This window comes from Streptomyces sp. NPDC005648, assembly GCF_040605395.1.
In the GTDB taxonomy this organism is placed as follows: domain Bacteria; phylum Actinomycetota; class Actinomycetes; order Streptomycetales; family Streptomycetaceae; genus Streptomyces.
The window spans coordinates 109,111-126,665 of record NZ_JBEXCS010000012.1 but is presented as its reverse complement, the minus strand read 5'-3'; the positions used below and the strand labels follow the sequence as shown (position 1 = coordinate 126,665).

The window sequence follows — 17,555 nt, the reverse complement described above, 5'->3', positions numbered from 1 at the left end:
TCTGGAGAGTGCTGTGCTCACAGCGTCGACCTTCACCACCGTCGAAGAGGCCTACCTATCCCTGCTGCGGCTCGCCACCGAGCGACCGGAGCACCTGATTGACGCGCGCGGCCATGCCGCCCGTGAGGTGATCGGGACCAGTTTCCGGCTCACCGATCCCCGCCAGCGTCTGCCGTACCTGGCCGAGCGCAAGGCGAATGTGGTCTTCCAGTTCGCCGAGGCGCTCTGGTACCTCGCCGGCCGCCGGGATCTGGACATGATCGGCTACTACGCCCCGTCCATGCGGGCCAGCAGCGCCGACGGCATCCGTCTGGGCGGCTCCGCCTACGGCTACTCGCTGTTCAGCCCGGCCGGCGGCACCGGGCAGTCGCCGTTCAACCAGGTGCTGGAGCTCCTGGTGAGCGAGCCGGACAGCAAGCGCGGCTACCTGCCGGTCTTCTCGGCGAAGGAGCTCAGGGATCGCGCCAACCCCGACGTCGCGTGCCTGGCCGGACTGCACCTGCTGGCGCGCGATGGACAACTGCACATGGTCTGCCACATGCGGGCGAACGATCTCGACTGCGGTCTGCTGTCCGACGTCTTCTCCTTCACCATGATCCAGGAGTACGCGGCCGCCCAACTCGGCCTGGACCTGGGGACCTACACCCATACGATCGGCTCCGCGCACGTCAACGACGCCAACGCCGACCGCGTCAAGCGCGTCCTGGACGAGGCCGACCACCGTCCCAGCGTCCCCTACTTCCCGTTCCCGTCGATGCCGGAGACCACCGGGAGCGCGACCATCGCGTACATCTTGGAGCACGAAGAGGCGCTGCGGACGAACGAAACGCGGTACAGCGCCGAGCACATTGCGGGACTGGATCTGGCGCCGTACTGGCAGCAGGTAGTGGTGCTGTTTGAGCTGTACCGGCAGATCCGGCACGAGAAGCGCGAAGCGGTCGACGCCGATCTCCTGGCCGCGCTGGGCACCGGTCTGCGCTGGCTGATGGTGCGCAAGTGGCCGGCCTGCGCGGCGGCGGTCGGTGGTGTCCGGTGACGGGCCGTCATCCGATGAGCGGCGCCGTCGTGGACGGCGTCGACTTCCACCGCTGGGCGGTCATCCTGTGCAAGCCGGACGCGGTCGTGCGCGGCCTGGTCAACCAGGTCCTGGACCGGATCACCGCCGCGGGCGTCGCCGTCTCCTCCCGCCGCGACCTGATCGCCGAGCCGTGGCAGCCGCACGTCGCCTACCGGGACCTGCTGGCCGACACCGGCCGGCGCCAGCTGCCCCACCTGCCGGACGCCATCGACGCCGCGTTCACGGGACGGCCAGTCACCGTGGCGTTGGCGCACGGGGCACCCGGCATCCATGCCCGGCTGCGCCAGCTCATCGGCGACACCGATCCGACACGGGCGGTGGCGGGCACGATCCGCGGCGACCTCGGCAACGACAGCCTGGCCGCCGCCAGCGCCGAACAGCGCCTGGTGCGCAACCTCGTGCACACCAGCGACGATCCGGGCGCCGCGCAGCGGGAGTACGGCACCTGGTACGGGCCCGGGCGCCGCTTGGAGGTCTCGGACTTCGACCGCTGCTCGGTGATCCTGTGCAAGCCGGACGCCATCGAGCACGGCCTGGTGGACGCCGTCCTGCAGCGGATCAAGGCCTGCGGGATCACGGTGGCCAACCGCCGCGACATGATCGTGCAGCGGTGGCAGATCGACGTGCACTACTGGGACCTGCTTGTCGACGCCGACCACTTCACCGACCGAGACATCCCCGCCTGCCTGGACGACGTCTACACCGGCAAGGCCGTCACCGTCGCACTCGCCTACGGGGAACCGGGCCTGCACGCCCAACTGCGCCAACTTCTCGGCCACTTCGACCCGAGCCGGGCTGCGGCCGGCACGATCCGCGGCGACCTCGGCAACGACAGCCTGGAGCGCGCCAGCGCCGAACAGCGCCTCGTGCACAACCTCGTGCACACCTCGGACGACGCAGACGCCGCCCGCCGCGACTTCGGCACCTGGTTCGGCGCATCCCGCCGATCGCTGCTCACCGCCCCCAACGGCGTGCCTCGCCAGCCCACGACCGCCAACCGCTCCGGAGGTGCCCTGTGACCGCTCCCGCCGTACCGCGCCGCCTGCTGCCGCTGCTGACCGCCGAGCAGATCGGCGAGCTGAAGCCCGAACTCGCCGACGTGATCGAGTACCGCAAGTCCGGCCTGTCGCTGAACCACATCGTCGGCTGCCCGCTGGACTGCGCCTACTGCGTGCGCCATCTCTTCGACAACTTCACCATGAAGACCCCCAAGCGCCTGATGAGCGACGAGGCCGCCGTGAGCGCCCTGCTCGCCCACCCCTACTTCCGGCCCCACACAACCCCGCTCCAGCTGTTCAACCGGGCCACGGACCCGATGCTGCCGGTGGTCAAGCCGCACCTGTTCGCCGTACTCCAGCAGCTCGACGACCGGGGCCTGACCAACCACGTGCTGGTCATCACCCGGTGGCGGGTGAGCGCCAAGGACTGCGCCGTCCTCAACTCCTTCCGCAACCTGCGGCTGACGATCCTGGTCACTCACTCAGGCATCGACCACCCGAAGATCGAGCCGGTGAACTCGGCGTACGCCGCGGACAGCCTGCGCATGCTGTACGAGCACGCCGAGCGCTACCGCACCGTCCTGTACTGGCGGCCCATCGTTCCCGGGCTCAACGACTCCGACGAGCACATCGAACGGGCCCGTGAACTGTCCCTGCACGCGCACGCCACCGTCTTCACGGGCCTGTTCTTCCGCGAGGAGATCAAGGCCTACTACGAAGCGAACGGCATTCCGGAACCGTACGACGGCACCGCCCGCCGCAAGATCATGCCGGAGTTGGCCGAGCAGCGCATCCTGGACGCGTTCGAACAGGCCCAGCTCGGCGGCGAGCCGTGGGGGACGCTGTTCCGCAAGACGAGCTGCGGGGTCGCCTACGCGCACGGCGAAGCCGACTACAACGGCCACTACGGGGTGCGGGAGTTGTGCAGCATCTGCCCGCCCAAGCAGATCGCGCTGTGCGCGAAGGCGTGGGTCAGGCCCGACCTGGCCGAGGTCACCCGCGAGGCGCGCGCCCTGGGGGCGATCGGCACGGTTGAGGTCAACGATCGTGCCATCGTCGTCGAGGGACTGGACGAGCCGCCCCGCTACTTCCTGCAGCACGGGTTCGGCTACCAGTGCCACGACCGCGACAAGCCCCACCACTACCGCCAGCACGGCCGGGCGCCCATCGGCTGGGAGGCGGAGAACGGACTCGACACCCCATGAAGTTCGAGAGCTGGCCCGATTTGCTCGTCGTCGACGTCGAGGGCAACGGCACCAACCCGCCCGACCTCGTCGAGATCGCCGCGCTGCCGATCCTTGACGGGCGGCCGGACACCACGACGGCCGGGGCCTGGCTGATCCGACCGGAGCGGCCGGTCACCGCACGCGCGGCCTCCATCCACGGCCTGACCAACGACCTCCTGGCCGACAAGCCGACGTGGCCCGAACTCTCCGGTCCGGTCGGCGACTTCCTAGGCACCGCCTGGATCTGCGCCCACCACGCGCACGTCGACTACCGCGAGCTGAGCCGCCATCTCCCCGCATGGGAGCCGGCCGGCGTCCTCGACACCCTGCGCCTGGCCAGGACGACGTACAAGGACCTGCCCACCTACACGCTCGACGCGCTGATCAAGCACGCGCAGCCGGACCTGTCACAGGCCCCGCACGTCGGCCGGCACCGCGCGACATACGACGCGTACGCCACGGCGCAACTCCTGCTCGCCATGGCCGACCACTACGAGACCTGGGACCAGCTCATCACCGCCGCCGTCCCCCCGGGCCTGCCCGGCACCCCCGAACCAGCAGAGGACCCCAAACTGTGGTGACCACCCGACAGCCCCTCCGCATCGCCATACTCGGCACCCACTCCACCGGCAAGACCACGCTCCTCAAACGGATCGAGATGGAGCTGCGTGCCGAAGGCGTCACCGTGGCCCGCACCGGCCGCCTCGGCAAACGCGCCGCGGCGGCTGGCCTGCCCAAGATGCACCACCACACCGCCGACTCCACGGAGTGGATCATCACGCAGGGCATCGCCGACGAAATCGCCGCGACCGTCCAGGGCGCCGAGGTCGTGCTCATCGACCGGGCCGCCCACGACGCCATCGCCTACTTCCACGCCGCGCTCGCATACCGCGGCGAGGTCCCGCCCCGGCTGGAGCGCGAGCGCCTCCTCACACTCGCCTCCACCCAACTCCCCAAGTACGACCTGCTGTTCGCCACCACGCTCGACGAGAGCATGCCCGTGGACACCGGCCACGAGTACGACGCCCGCTTCCGCCGCCTCGTCGACCAACACGTCCAGCTCCTCCTGGACCAGGACGACATCGCCCACCAGCGCGTGACCAGCGACCCCGACAGCCAGGCCCACGCGATCGACACCGCGATCCAGCTCTGCCTGAAGGAGGCCCTGGTATGACCTCTCCCGCAGGCACCATCACCATCGCCGGGAAGACCGTCTCCCGCCTCGGCCTCGGCACGATGCGCCTGACCGGCCCCGGCACCTGGGGCGATCCCACCGACCGTGACACAGCGCTGAGCGTCCTGCGCCAGGCCGTACACACGTACGACATCACCCACATCGACACCGCCGACGCCTACGGCCCCCACACCGTCGAGCACCTGATCCGCGACGCGCTCTACCCCTACCCCGAGCAAGTGCTGATCGCCACGAAGGTCGGCATGGTCCGCCCCGCCCCGGGCCAATGGAGGCCGCTCGGCAGTCCCTTCTATCTGCGGGCCTGCGTCGAAGCGAGCCTGCGCCGACTACGCGTCGAGCGCCTGGAGCTGTGCTACCTGCACCGCATCGACCCCGAGGTGGCACTCGAAGACCAACTCGCCGTCCTGGAAGCCCTCCAGGAAGAAGGCAAGATCGGGTACATCGGCCTCTCCAAGGTTACCCGCGAGGACATCCTCCGCGCCGGCAAGTACCTGACCGTCGCCACCGTGCAGAACGTCCTCAACACGACCGACCACTTCGACCCCGCCGTCGAAGTGTGCGCGGAACTGAACATCCCGTACGTCGCCTACCGGCCGCTGGACGCCGGAACTCTCGCCAACGCGAACGGACCAGTCGCACCACTGCAATGGCTCCTCAACCACGGCAGCCACATCGCCCCCATCCCCAGCACCAGCCAGCCGCATCACCTCGCCGAGATCGTGGCCGCAGTGGAGAGCAGCGGCTGATGCCGACCATCACAGCCGCCATGCCAGCCTTGCGCCACGCAGCCCCTGAGCGAGGTACGGCTGCGTACGAGGATTGGCGCCCCCCAGTGATCGGGGTGTCCTTGCTTGTACCGGTGGGGCCGGACTCGCTGGTCGTCGCTGACCTGCGCGAGCTCATCCTGATACCTACCGGGCCCGTGTACGACGGGCAGCAACCAAGGGAAGCCGCCCACAGCGTACTTCGCGGCGCTAAGGAGGGCCTCCCCCTGCTTCGGCGCGTCGCTCTGACCTGCACCCGGATGAGGCGTAGGAAGGTCATCACGCACGTTTGGGCGACTGAGCCGATGACCCGCGAGGCCGTCGGGCACCTTGAGTACCGCGACCCGCGGGCAAACGTCCGCGTACTGCCGACCATGCGTGTCCTCGACGACCTCCCACCACAGGGCAGGCTCCGGTTCCTAGTCGCGTTGCAGGCCCTCGCCACTAGCGGGACGGCTTACATCGAGGACGGCGTTGTGCAACCGTCCATCCCCCTGGAACTGGCTCAAGAATGACGTGCCATTGGCCCAGCACGTGAAGGCGCTCCGCCGCAGTACGCGGCGGTGGACGTAACGGAATCGTTCACTGCCGCGTCTCGCTGAGTGACCACGGCCTTGGAGCGGGCCCGGATTTCTCAGGGAGAGACCAGCACGTGACCGACGAGTCCTCGTCCCGTTCCGCCACCACGACCAAGCACCCCCACACCTGGGTCGTCGCAGCCGAGATCGTTGTCGAGGAGGCCGTGGCTCGCGTCGCGGACTTCCGCGGCTCCTTCAAGACCAAGGTCGAGCAGCGCATCGACGCGCTGGACACCTGCTGCAAGAGCTGCCGCCGCCCCTTCGCCGACGTGTCCGCGTTCGACTGCGAAGCCCTCGTCGACAACCGGCACCTCATCGGCGGCGACCAGTCGGTGCGTGCGAAGCGCAAGCCGGCCCCCACTCCTCCCCCGGGAGCAAAGCTCGTCAAGGGCGGCACCTACAGCCGCTACGGGCTCAAGGCGTACGTCGCCGGCGTCGCCCGCCCGCACTCAGCTCCCCTTTGCTGCGCTGCCGCAGGTACACGCCGCACCACGGCGGTCCCTCGCCGACTCACACGCGGGCTTGCGGGGAGAGCAGGCCATCGCCGGGCCAAAGGTCTTGTTCGGCCACGAGGCCGGCAAGGAAGACGTCGACCTCGGCCAGCACGGCGGCCCGCTCGGCGACCCCGTAGACGACGAACTCGTCGGCTGCGGCGTCGAAGGCGCGCACGTGGCTGTGCGGGCCGGTGCAAACGAGGGCTCGCGCGATCTCGGGCAGGCCGAGACTGAGGGCATCGCAGTTCCCGAAGCGAACGAGCTGCAGCAGGTCGGTGGTGACGTGTTCCCAGTCGCCGACGGTCGGCCAGTCGACGCCGCCGTTCAGTTCATAGGTGAGGGTGGACAGCGGGACGATCTCTCCCGGCTTGCGTCCTTGGGTGAGAAGGTCGTGGATCCGGGTGCCGTCGGGCTGGAGCACTTGCGGGTGGAGCAGGGAGCCAGCGGCCACGACGGTGGTGTTGATCTCCTGAGTTCCGGGGCCGACGTAGTACGGCTCGTGTGCGAAGAGCAGGTAGACGTCCTGAGTGCGGACGGCCGGGCCCGACTCGGGCTGAGGCTGAGGCTTGGGCATGTGGACGGTTCTCAGCGGTGGTGTGCTGGGTGTGGTGCGAGGTGTCGTCGGCCGAAAACCCGATGGGCCCGGTGATCGCCGGGGCTCGCGGGTTTGGCCCGCATCGGCGGCGCCGCCCTCGGTGGCGTCGCGCTCAACGATCTGCGCGACCTGGTGGACGAGTTGGAGCATCAGCCGTTCACGGGCGATGAGGCCGTCTGAGGCCGAGCGGATGTCCTGGGTCTGGAGCAGGCCTGCGGCATCCCACAGCAAGCCCTGGCCGATCTCGGCCGAGCGGCGCAGTTCGTAGCGGTCGCTGCCGGCGGCGGCCTGGACGAGGGAGGTGTGCAGGGCGGCGAGGCGCTGCAGGTAGCGGCAGGCGTCGTCGCCTTCGACGATGCGGACGTGTTCGCGGGCCCGGCTGTCCAGCCGGTCGGGCAGGTGTTCGGCGAGCAGCGGGGCGAGGAGAATCGCTGGCAGGGCGACGTCGACGGGGACTCCGTGATTTATGGCGAACAGGCCGGCGACCAGGCTGAGGAGCACGACGGCCGCGGCGGAGAAGGGCAGGGACCCGGGGACGCTGTCCGGGGCGGGGCACCGGGTGAGCCAGCACAGGGCAAGGCGCTGCGTCCGCGTCGCGCCGGGAGTGAGCACCGCGATCCGGTGGGGGATCTCGGGCGGGCTGCCGTCGCCGGGGACGGTCCAGGCGAGCCAGCCCCAGGGGGTGCGCTCGTGGACGAGCACCAGTTCGCAGGCGGCCGAGCAGGTGTGGTCGCGGACGTGGCCGGTCCGCAGGGCGCGGGAGCGTTCTCTGTCCCACCGCCGCGGGTCACGGGTGAAGGGGCGCTCGTGGTACGCGGGCGCGGTCGGTGGCGGTGTGTGGAGCGTGTCCGTCACGAGGTGCTTCCTTCCAGGTGGTGGTCTGTCAGGGCGGAGGCGCACGTGGTGCAGCGGCCGTCACCGTCGGGGTGGGCGCGGCGGGGTGTGGGTCCCGGGCAGGTGCGGCAGAGCGGCCAGCCGAGGCAGGCCGGGCAGAGGTCCTCGCCGGGGGCGGTTCCGGGAACCCCGCAGCCGGCGCACTCGGTAAGGGCCCGGTAGGTCAGGGCCTCGCTCACCGTGCGGGCGGCGGCGGAGCCGGTCATCGGCTGCGGCGGCGGGTCGTCCCACACGGGCTGGTCGTGGTGGTCGGCCGCGAGGGTGGGCGGCGGGTAGGCCTGGGCAGCGCGCAGGCGGGCGGCGATGATCGCGCCGACCGAGGTACGTACCGGATGGGGCAGGGGCCGGGCGGCGATGACGTGCCTCAGCTGATCGCGGCTCCAGCCGGATTCCAGCATCACGGTCACGACGCGGCCTTGGTCGGTCAGCGCCTGCCCCGTCAGCAGCAGCTCGGGGCGAGCCGCCCCAAGGTCGAGCAGCAGCCGGATCCCCGGGTGCAACTCATCCGCCGGGGGAGCGGCCGGCGGGGACGTCGGTGTGGCCGGCCGGTTGGTCCGTCCCGGTGTGCGCGATGCGCCGCCGCGGCACGGACGGAGGGGGCTGGTGTTCTGCTTGTTGGTCTTCTTTCTGTTGGTGTTCTTAGTGGAGCGATCAGCCAACGTAGGTTCATCCACTGGTGGAAAACCCGACTCTGGTTGTGACCTGCTGCTTTGCAGAGCGGGCAGGTCGGTGAGGAAGTACGCGGCCGCGCCGAGGGTCCCGTCTGGACCGCGCTCGCGTTCCCGCACCAGAAAGCCGTGCTTCTGAAGCTCCTTCAGCCCGCTCTTGACGGCTGCCTCACCGTCGCGGCCACGGCGGGCGATGTCGGTGACGGTCATTCGCCAGCCGTCCCGGTGCGTGGAGAGCAGGCCGAAGAGGCCCTTGGCCTTGAAGGACAACTGGGGCTCGCGGAAGAGCTGGTTGGCGATCTGGGTGAACTGATCGGCCGCCATCACGCCTCGCCGGATGCCCGCCGGGAGGCCGGCGGCGTGCTCGGCCTCGGGGGACGTGACCATCAAGCCGGCTTCGAGCAGTGCGTTGTCCAAGATGGCCGGTCGGTCGGTGATGCAGTAGACGATCTCGCCGAGGGTGCCGTCCGGGCGGCGCAGGCGTTCACGGATCAGGTAGCCGTGTGCCTCGAGCTCCCGCAGGCCGGTGCGTACCGCTTCGCGTCCGTCCGGGCCGAGGCGGACGAGGTCGGTTACCGTCACCTGCCAGCCGTTGATGTGCGTGGAGACGTACCCGAAGATCCCTTTGGCTTTGAACGACAGCCGGGAGTCACGAAACAGAGCGTTGGCGATCTGGGTGAACTGATCGGCCGCCATGACGCCCCGGCGGATCCCCGCCCCCAAGCGGCTCACCGCCGTGTCCCCGACGCATGCCGCGCGTCATGACCGCGGTGGCACACCGGCCCCGCCGCGGTGGGGCGGCGGGGAGTCCTGGGCGTGGAGGCGTGCGTGCGTTCCATGGCGTCAGCTCACCCGCCCACCCCGACCAGGCTGACGGCCACGAGCCCCGACCATCGGTCACGATCCGGCAACGGAGGCGTCTAGCAGCCATGGTCGGGCTCATGGTCGGGCCGACCACAGCGCCTGCAGCCCGGGCGCTCAGTGATTGCGCAGCCGACTGCGCAGCCCCGGACTGGGGTTGCGCAATCGGGCTGCGCAACCGGCCCGGGGGCCCTGCGCAGTCGAGTTGTGATGGGGGCGCTGCGCAGTCCACCCGGACTTCCTGATCTTCTGTTGCGCAGGTCCGTATCGCGCACTGCGCAGGCGTCTGTCACGGCCCCGCCGGCTTCCGTCTGCGCATCGGTGTCCGGGGCCCTGTGGCCGGGCGCCACGTGATCGCGCAGCGGTCGCCTGTCCGGGGAACAGCACCGGACGCGGTGGCCTGTCACCGGCTCGCGGCTGACCCATGGTCGGGGTCATGGTCGGGCCGACCATGACCCCGACCATGGACTTCGTGTCCCCATCGTGACCATGGTCGGGGGTTCATGGTCGGTGGTCGGGTCGGGGTCGCCGGGTTTTCTCGAGGTCAGCAACATCCGTTCTGACCTGGGAGTTTGACCATGTCCCCTGGCAAGCAGGCCTCACAGAGCGAGGCCGCTGCTCCGATGGCGGCCGGCGCCCGGCTGGAGGCGATGCGCCGCCGCGTACGCCTCTCACGCATGGCAGTCTGGACCGTCATCGCGGCCGGCCCCATCGCCCTCGCCGTCGCCGTCGCCTCCACCCCGACCACGGTCGCGGCAGCCCCCGCGACCAAGCCCACCACCATGCGCACCGCGACATCCGCCGCCGACCCGGGCGGCTATGCGCAGGTGTTCGTCGGCGCGTGGCTGCGCAGCAGCGCGAACGACGAGACGAGTGCGCAGGCGCGGCTTGCGCACTCGATGGCGCCGGACGTCGAACTGCCCGCCCCGGCCGCCGATGCGCAGTCGGCGCCGGGCTCCGTGACGGCGGTGCGCAGTGCGCAGCGCGGCGCCAGCGCGTGGTCGGTGACCGTGGCTGCGCAGTACCCCAACGGGTCGGTGCGGTATTACGCCGTGCCGGTGGTCACCGACCACGCGGGCTCCTCGTTCACGGTGACCGGTGCGCCCGGCGTGGTGGCCGGCCCGGCCCGGGCCGAGGTGCCGAAGTCGTCGTACACCGTGACCGTGCCGGAGGGGGATCTATCGTCCGCCGTCGGGCAGTTCCTCGCCGCCTACCTGACGGGTGCCGGGGAAGTCGACCGCTACCTCGCCCCAGGCGTGAAGCTCACCGCCGTGTCTCCCGCCCCGTACCAGACGGTCGCCGTCCAGGAGGTGTCCGCCGTCGAGGAAGCCGCGGCCGCCGAGGAGGTGCCGGCGGACGGCACGAAAGTGCGGATCCTCTCCTCGGTGGAAGCCCGGGACGCGACCGGCCGGTGGCCGCTGGTGTACGAGCTCACGCTCAAGGCCCGCTCGGGCCGGTGGGAAGTCGCCGCGCTTCAGTCCGGCATGGCCAAGGACGGGGGTGGCCGATGAACACCGTGCACAGCCTCGTGCTCGCCGGTCAGCTGGACGACCTCGGCAACTCGTGGATCAGCATGTTCAAGGAGTGGGCAACCAAGGGTCTGCAGGCCGGTCTGATCTGCCTGGTCGTCGTCATCATGATCCAGAAGTTCTCGCTGAAGGCGGGGATCGGCGCCCTGCTGCTGATGGTGATCGCGCTCGGTCTGTACAACTCGCGCAACGACCTGGCGAACATGTTCACCGACGAGGTGAAGAACCCGGCCAAGGGCGCGCCCGCCGCTCCTGGGGTCGTCCGGTCCGAACCTTCGGCCTCTCGTGATCACTCGCCGGGCGTCGGGGGCTGGCTGTGAGCACGATCGCCGCGGCACGGGTAGGCCGCTTCTACACCTCGGCCCGCCGCCACCCCTGGGTGCTGGGCAAGGTCGCCGACTGGAGGATCCCGCTCGGCCCGTACACGCCCGCGCAGATCGCGGTCGCCGTCGGGGGCGGCTTCCTTCTGGTCAAGACGATCGGCTGGTGGTCGTGGATGGGGCCGGTCCCCGTCGTCGGGTGGGGCCTGGTCATCTGGATGGTGCGCCAGCCCAAGGTCCGGGGCCGGGCGCCGATGCAGGCCGCATTGGGCTGGGTGCTGCTTCTCTGGCAGCCCCGCGGTGGGCGGATCGGCGGGCGGGCCGCCCGCGACCGCGCTGCGCACCCGTTCCTCGGCGGCTTCACCATCGAGGACACGCCAGCGCCCGCCCCCGGCCCCCTTGCGCAGTCCGCACCTTCTCGTGCGGTGCAGCGGCGTCCAGTCCGGGTGCCGCACCTGAGCCCGGCCCCAGACCGCTCGTCGAAACCCCGCCGCACCCAGCTGGTTGTTCCCGCGGCAGCGGCAGGGCCGGTGTCGGGTGTGCAGCAGCTGCTCGCGCTCGCCCAGCAAGGGGGTGCGCGGTGAGGGTTCCGATCCGTCACATCGCCGGGCACCTGGTGTGGTCGACGCAGGGCAGCGTGTGGGCGATCTACCGCCTGCACCCGGGCCCGGACACTCAGGGACGCCGCGAGGAGACCGTCCAGGGCACCTATGTGCCCGACCCGGTCCGCGACGAACAACTGGCAAAGATCACCCACTTGGTGCGCTCGCTGTCCGGGGCCCCGCGCCTGTACTCACTGTGCGCGCAGGTCGACCCGGGTGAGATCGCCCTCAGGATGATCGAGGGCATCGAGCCGGCCGAGCAGGCACCCGGTGCGGGCCGGCACCCGTGGGTGGAGAACGTCGAGGCCGCCCTTGACCTGCTGGACGACCAGGAAATGCACCGCCGCACCCTGTGGCTGGCCGTGCCGCTTCAGACGGAAACAGGCGGCCTGCAGGTGTCGGCGTCGCTCGGCCCTGCGTGGGCCGAGGTCGCACCAATGCTGGGCATGCGGCCGGCACCGGTGGCCCGGCGGGAGGTGAGCGCGTATCACGAGCAGGCCTCACGAGTGGAGGCCGCGCTCGCTGGCGGCATCGCTTTCCGCCCGGCCCGGCCGGCGGAGATCGTGTGGATGATCCAGCACGCCCTGCACCGCGGACTTGCCGAGCCGCTGCTGGCGGAGGCCGAGACCAGCGAGTTGCACGGCGGGCAGATCCGTGAGGGCGTGCTGCGCTCCCCCAGCTACGCCGACCTGGGCCAGGTCCGCCTGCAGGAAGGCGGCATCGACCCCGACCTCGACGACGTCGACGAGCTCAAGAGCGCGGGGCAGATCACACGATCCGGGCGTAAGGCCTGGTGGCGAGTGAACACCGGCTCGCCGCTTGGGCGGCGCTGGCTGCAGGTCGAGTCCGACAACGGGGTCGGCTACCAGGCGCAGTTGGCGCTGGCCGAGTGCCCGCCCGCCATCAGCCAGGATGCCGCCGACCTGTTCGCCCAGCTGGAGATGCTCGACTTTCCCGTCGACTACACCGTCGACCTGACGCTCGTGCCCGCGGAGAAGGCCCGCGACCAAGTGCGGCGCAAGAAGAACGAACTCATCGACCAAGCCGACCAGTACGACGCCCGCCCGACCGGAATGCCCGCGTCCCTGACCGAAGCCGCCCGCGACCTGGGCGAGCTCGATGCCCGTCTCTCCCGCACCAGCGTGGAGGTCGAGGTGCAGTCCGTCACCGTGCTGACGGTGTGGGGACCGACCGCCGCCGTCTGCGACGCGAGGGCCCGCGCCCTGGCCGCGCTGCTCGGCGGCGCCGACTACCGGGCTGTACGCCCGGCCGGCCTGCAGGAAGCTCTCTTCGCTCTCGGCCTGCCCGGCACGGTACGGCCGGGGGTCGTGCGGGAGTTCACCCAGCACCAGGTCTCCGAAGACTGGGCGCTTGCCGGCGCCTTCACCGCTGCGGAGGTCGGCGACCCGGGCGGCATGTTCCTCGGCATCGACCTGGACTGCGGCACCACCCGCCCCGTCATGATCAACGTGGCGGACGCGCCCAAGGTCGACGCCTCCGCGTCGATGGGCATCGTCGGGGATCTGGGCGCGGGCAAGAGTGTCCTGCAGAAGCTGATCGCGGAGGCGGTGTGGGCGCGCGGCGGCTGCGCGATCTGCATCGACCGAACCCCGGTCCGCGAGTGGGCGACCTTCGCCCGCACTGCGGCCAAGGGCCGGGTCCAGATCATCGATGCCGCGCAGGCCGAGGTGTCCATCGACCCGCTGCGCATGTTCGACGGGCCCGAGGGCCGTCACTACGCCCTGTCCTATCTGACCCTGCAGCTCGGCATCGGCCCGATGAGCACCAGTGGCGAGGTCCTGCACCACGCCGTCGAACAGGCCGCCCTCAGCAGCGCCCCGTCCATCCACCGTGTCCTTGAGGTCCTCGAGGAGATGGCGACGCGCGAGGCGGGCAAGCGGCAGGACGCGGCCGCGACCCTCGCCGGCCTCATCCGGGTCGTCGCCACCAACTCTCTGGCGGCGATGGTCTTCGACCCGACGCTGCCGCCGGTGCGGCTGGACGCCTCCAGCGCCTCCGACATGATCGTGATCACCACCACGGGTCTGAAGCTGCCCCCGAAGGCCGCGTTCGCCAACCCCGAGATCCTGCACCAACAGCCGCTGGAGGCGCTGATCGGCCGGGCGGTGCTCTACCTGATCGCCGCGATCGCCCGGCAGACCGCCTTCGAGGACCCCGACCGGTTCACCGCGGTGGTCCTGGACGAGCTGTACTGGCTCACCTCGTCCGCCGAGGGCACGGCCCTGGTCCACGAGATCCTCCACGACGGCCGCAAGCACGGCGCCGGCCTGTTGGCGGGCTCGCACGACGCCGAAGAACTCGGCCCCGACCGCGGCCTGATGGCCTACCGGGCACTCACCCGCACCGCGGATCGTGAACGCGCCCGGCGCGGCCTGGAGTTCGTCGGGCTCGACCCGGACGACGGCGAGCTGTTGCGGCTGGTGACCACCGGCCTGTCTCCGGTCGGCCAGAGGGGCCGGGAGGGCGAGTTCTTGCTGACCTGCCCGCGGCAGAACACCGGCCGCATCAAGGTCTCCATCCCCCGCATCGCCCGCATCACGACGTCCATCACCACCACGCCGGGACGCGGCGCGAGCGCTGTCTCCCCCACGGTGCCGGAGCCGCTCGCCGGTGAGGCCGCGCAGCCCCGTCCGAAGGAAACCGTCTGATGACCACTTTGTCCTGGAACCGCGCGAGGCGCGTCGCCGCCGCCGTGAGTGTCCTTACCGTGATCGCCGTCGTCGTCGGCGCGGTCGTGCTCGCCCTCGGGGTGGGCGTGCCGCAGGGGTGGTGGCCGCACACCGGGCAGGCCTTCGCCGCCGACGCCGCGCACCAAGATCCCTGCGCCCTGATCGTGGGCCCGGCCAAGTCGTACTGCGAGCGCGGCGCCGCAGCCAATGCTTCCGCTGGTCATCAGGACGTCGTTGGCAGGGCGTGGAGGCTCGTGCCCGCCTGTGCAGGTGTGGGTGCTCTCGTGGTGTGGCGGCTGCGCAGGCCTGCTGGGCAAAGGCGGCGCTGACGTGTTCCGTCCAGACCGCGCGAGGCTGCGTTCGGCCGGCTTCGTCGTGCTGCTCACCGGCGTGTTCCTCCTGGTCAACACCCAGGTCGTGTACGCGGCCGGCAGCAGCAGCGAGGCCGGAGACCTGCTCGCCCCGTTGAACATCTACTCGTCCGAGGGTGTGCCGATCGACGGGTACGACCTGAACGCCTCCGGCGGCTCCATCGTCGCCTTCAAGACCCAGGCTCTGGCCTTCGCCCTGTCCGGCTTGTTCACGCTGATCCGGCTGCTGGTCGGGCTGGCCGGGTGGGCCATCGAGGTGGCCTTTCGGTTCCCGCTGCTCAAGCTCCTCATCAAGCCCGCGCAGAAGGTCGCCGACACCTACGACAGCGTGGTCGTCGACACCCTTGGGCTGAAGGGGCTCTTGCTGGCCTGGGCGTTTGTGTTCGCGGGGTTCATGATCGTGCGTGGCCGGGTCGGCCGCGGTCTGGGCGAAATCTTTCTCACCCTGCTGATCGGGGCGATCGCCGCCTCGGCTCTCATCCGTCCCGACACCCTGCTCGGCCCGGACGGTCCGCTGGGGCAGTCCCAGCAAGTGGCTGCCGAAGTGGCCCAGCAGAGCGTCAACTCCTACGACTGGGGCGGCAAGCTCGCGAGTTACGACCCGTGCGCGGGCATGGCGGGCAATGCCGAGATCAAGTGCGAGGAGCTTGAAGGCGAAGGACCGGTCTCGTCAACGGAAGTGGCCCGCCCTCTCCAGGACTCGATCACCAACGCCCTGATCGTCAAGCCGTACATGCTCCTTCAGTACGGACGCGTCCTCGACCCGGCCAAGGACTCCGACCGCAAGGCCTACGCCGTCCATCTGAAGTGGGTCACCGGCGGGTACATGCCCAGCTCGACTCCCTCGGACAAGGCGAAGGACGCCTGCCATCTGATCATCGGGCCGGCCAAGAAGTACTGCGAGCGCGACGTCGATGACAAGCCGCCCAGCACCGACGATCTCCCTTCCCTCACGCCCGGGGGCGAGCTCCTCGACGCCTCCAACGCGATCGTCACCGACGAGGACCAGGCGTTCGCGGCGTTCCTCGCGGACATGAAGAAGGCCGGCCCGGTCGGCGAGTCATGCGCGGGATATGCCGAGAAGCCCACGTGGTGGCGGGTCGGCGGCGCGTTCCTGCTGCTGATCGCCGCGCTGTTCATCTGCGGGATGCTGCTGTCCAGCGCGATCGTGCTGCTGGGCACCCAAGGTGTGTGTGCGGCCGCGGCGGCCGTCGGCGGGGTCACCTTCGTCGCGGGCATGCTGCCCGGGCCCGCACGGCAGTCGGTATGGAAGTGGCTGTCCGTGTGGGGGATCGCGGTTTTGGCCGTAGTCGGGATCTGCGCGTTCATTCCGTTCTTCGGGATCGCCGTCGACGCCACGATCACCAACGGCCCGGACCTGATGGTCGAGCGGATCCTGCTCATTGACGTCCTGGCCATCGCCGGCGCGGCCGGACACCGCAGACTGCTGACCGGCATTGCGTCCTTCGGCCGGCGCATGGCGATGCGGATGCGCTACGCCAAGGTCGGCGGCACCCACATGCCCGGCGACACCTCCGAACTCGGCGCCGCCCTCGCCATGAACTCCCCTGCCGGGATGGGCGGATACGGCGGCGGCCTGCGCGCGTTCACCGGCGGGGGTGGCGGCCGGTTCGGGATGCTCGGCACCCGGCAGCGGCTGACGGGCGCGCTCACTTCCCTGTTCGACGGCGCAGGCATGCCGGTGGACACCGGCGGGATCCTCGCCGATGCCACGGCCGAAGCCGGGCGCGGTCTGGCCCCGCTGACGACAGCCGCGGCCGTGGGTGGGCTGGGCGCACGGCTCGGCATCAAGGGTGCTGGCTGGCTGCTGATCGGACGGCGGCCGGACAAGGAGCAGTTGGCCAAGTGGCGCAAGCCCACGGCCGACGGCGATCCGAACACGGGCGGGTCGTCGGATGGCGGGGACGGCGGTTCAGGCGGCACGGGGCCGCGTCGGCCCGGGGGCCCGCCCGACCGGTATCGCAACGAGCAGGGGCAGGTTGTCGACCGCACCACCGGCCAGGTGCTGCACGACCAGAACAGCGACCGCACGCTGCTGTCGACCCGGGCACATAATCGGCTGGTCCGTTTCCGCGGGTACCGCATCGCAAGCCGCGGCGGCCGGGCCGCATACGGGGCGACTGTAGGTCTGCCGGCCAATGTGCGCCGCACGCGGTCGGGGGGCTCGCGCTACTCCCAGGACGCCCGCCAGCAGGTGCGGGTGTGGGGCAACACCGTCCGCGAGGACAGCCGGGCCTGGAAAGACACGGGGCGTCTCGTGGCCCGGGTCATCCGCGAGCACACCGACGACAGCGGCGGAACCGGTCCGTTCACCAGCCGCCGCCTGCCAACCGCAGCCACGCCGACCGCTACCCCCCGCCCGGCACCCCGTCCGCGGCCTGCGCCCTCAGGTCGTCCTTCCCCTGCCCCCACACGGCCGGCCGCGCCTGCGGGCGGTCCCGCAGCAACTGCGCCTCCGGCACCGCTCCCCCGCCGGGACGGCCCTGCGCCGGTGCCTCGGCCCGATCTCGGCAGGCCCGGGCGTCCGGTTCATCCCGGCGACGGTGACGCGGGCGGTTCCGCAGGCACCAGCAACCAGGCCCGGATCCAGGAGTCGATGCGGCAGGCCGAAGCGCTGCGCGAAATGCGAGCCCGGTGGCGGACCGAGGACGGTGAGGACGAGTGAGGCCGC

16 protein-coding genes are annotated in these 17,555 nt (G+C 70.7%); 13 read left to right on the top strand and 3 right to left on the bottom strand.

All coding sequences use genetic code 11. The annotated features are described in order from the left end of the window. Positions 1 to 13: 13 nt before the first annotated feature. The 7 genes from ABZT17_RS10065 (at position 14) to ABZT17_RS10035 (ending at position 5,776) form a co-directional block, all read left to right on the top strand. Entirely contained in the window at positions 14 to 1,036 is a 1,023-nt protein-coding gene (locus ABZT17_RS10065; RefSeq protein WP_356346136.1) for a thymidylate synthase, read from the top strand. A 14-nt stretch (positions 1,037 to 1,050) separates the two neighbouring features. Beyond that, positions 1,051 to 2,097: a nucleoside-diphosphate kinase gene (locus ABZT17_RS10060; RefSeq protein ID WP_356346133.1), complete on the top strand. Its 1,047-nt coding sequence runs from the start codon at positions 1,051 to 1,053 to the stop codon at positions 2,095 to 2,097. Then, positions 2,094 to 3,281, top strand: a complete 1,188-nt coding sequence (locus ABZT17_RS10055; protein ID WP_356346131.1) for a radical SAM protein — start codon at positions 2,094 to 2,096, stop codon at positions 3,279 to 3,281. Before ABZT17_RS10060 ends, ABZT17_RS10055 begins: the two co-directional genes overlap by 4 nt. Then, positions 3,278 to 3,883, top strand: coding sequence for a 3'-5' exonuclease (locus ABZT17_RS10050; RefSeq protein WP_356346128.1), 606 nt, complete (start codon positions 3,278 to 3,280; stop codon positions 3,881 to 3,883). The genes ABZT17_RS10055 and ABZT17_RS10050 overlap by 4 nt, the downstream gene beginning before the upstream one ends. Beyond that, positions 3,880 to 4,476 carry an AAA family ATPase gene (locus ABZT17_RS10045; RefSeq protein ID WP_356346126.1) on the top strand — a complete coding sequence of 199 codons (597 nt, stop codon included), beginning with the start codon at positions 3,880 to 3,882 and terminating at the stop codon, positions 4,474 to 4,476. Before ABZT17_RS10050 ends, ABZT17_RS10045 begins: the two co-directional genes overlap by 4 nt. Further along, a complete protein-coding gene (locus ABZT17_RS10040; RefSeq protein WP_356346124.1) occupies positions 4,473 to 5,243 on the top strand; it encodes an aldo/keto reductase in 771 nt (256 codons plus the stop codon). The genes ABZT17_RS10045 and ABZT17_RS10040 overlap by 4 nt, the downstream gene beginning before the upstream one ends. 86 nt (positions 5,244 to 5,329) lie before the next feature. Beyond that, positions 5,330 to 5,776 (top strand): hypothetical protein, encoded by a 447-nt coding sequence (locus tag ABZT17_RS10035; protein ID WP_356346122.1) that lies wholly within the window; start codon positions 5,330 to 5,332, stop codon positions 5,774 to 5,776. Between the two features lie 119 nt (positions 5,777 to 5,895). Here the strand turns inward: ABZT17_RS10035 and ABZT17_RS10030 are convergent, their stop codons facing one another. From ABZT17_RS10030 to ABZT17_RS10020, 3 genes are all read right to left on the bottom strand, one after another. Next, positions 5,896 to 6,288: a hypothetical protein gene (locus tag ABZT17_RS10030; RefSeq protein ID WP_356346119.1), complete on the bottom strand. Its 393-nt coding sequence runs from the start codon at positions 6,286 to 6,288 to the stop codon at positions 5,896 to 5,898. A gap of 61 nt (positions 6,289 to 6,349) precedes the next feature. Beyond that, positions 6,350 to 7,783, bottom strand: coding sequence for a hypothetical protein (locus ABZT17_RS10025; RefSeq protein WP_356346117.1), 1,434 nt, complete (start codon positions 7,781 to 7,783; stop codon positions 6,350 to 6,352). After that, positions 7,780 to 9,222: a hypothetical protein gene (locus ABZT17_RS10020; RefSeq protein ID WP_356346114.1), complete on the bottom strand. Its 1,443-nt coding sequence runs from the start codon at positions 9,220 to 9,222 to the stop codon at positions 7,780 to 7,782. Before ABZT17_RS10020 ends, ABZT17_RS10025 begins: the two co-directional genes overlap by 4 nt. A 707-nt stretch (positions 9,223 to 9,929) precedes the next feature. On the opposite strand from ABZT17_RS10020, the gene ABZT17_RS10015 reads away from it, so the two are divergent. From ABZT17_RS10015 to ABZT17_RS09990, 6 genes are read left to right on the top strand one after another with little or no spacing between them, the layout of a single operon-like run. Then, a complete protein-coding gene (locus ABZT17_RS10015; protein ID WP_356346111.1) occupies positions 9,930 to 10,862 on the top strand; it encodes a conjugal transfer protein in 933 nt (310 codons plus the stop codon). After that, on the top strand, positions 10,859 to 11,200 hold the full coding sequence (locus ABZT17_RS10010) for a hypothetical protein (RefSeq protein WP_356346109.1): 342 nt from the start codon (positions 10,859 to 10,861) through the stop codon (positions 11,198 to 11,200). The genes ABZT17_RS10015 and ABZT17_RS10010 overlap by 4 nt, the downstream gene beginning before the upstream one ends. Further along, entirely contained in the window at positions 11,197 to 11,784 is a 588-nt protein-coding gene (locus ABZT17_RS10005; RefSeq protein ID WP_356346107.1) for a hypothetical protein, read from the top strand. The genes ABZT17_RS10010 and ABZT17_RS10005 overlap by 4 nt, the downstream gene beginning before the upstream one ends. Continuing rightward, the gene (locus tag ABZT17_RS10000) at positions 11,781 to 14,471 is read left to right on the top strand and encodes an ATP-binding protein (protein WP_356346104.1); all 2,691 of its coding nucleotides are present in this window, start codon (positions 11,781 to 11,783) and stop codon (positions 14,469 to 14,471) included. The genes ABZT17_RS10005 and ABZT17_RS10000 overlap by 4 nt, the downstream gene beginning before the upstream one ends. Further along, on the top strand, positions 14,471 to 14,821 hold the full coding sequence (locus ABZT17_RS09995) for a hypothetical protein (protein ID WP_356346101.1): 351 nt from the start codon (positions 14,471 to 14,473) through the stop codon (positions 14,819 to 14,821). Before ABZT17_RS10000 ends, ABZT17_RS09995 begins: the two co-directional genes overlap by 1 nt. A 1-nt stretch (position 14,822) precedes the next feature. Next, entirely contained in the window at positions 14,823 to 17,549 is a 2,727-nt protein-coding gene (locus ABZT17_RS09990) for a hypothetical protein (protein WP_356346099.1), read from the top strand. Positions 17,550 to 17,555: the final 6 nt, after the last annotated feature.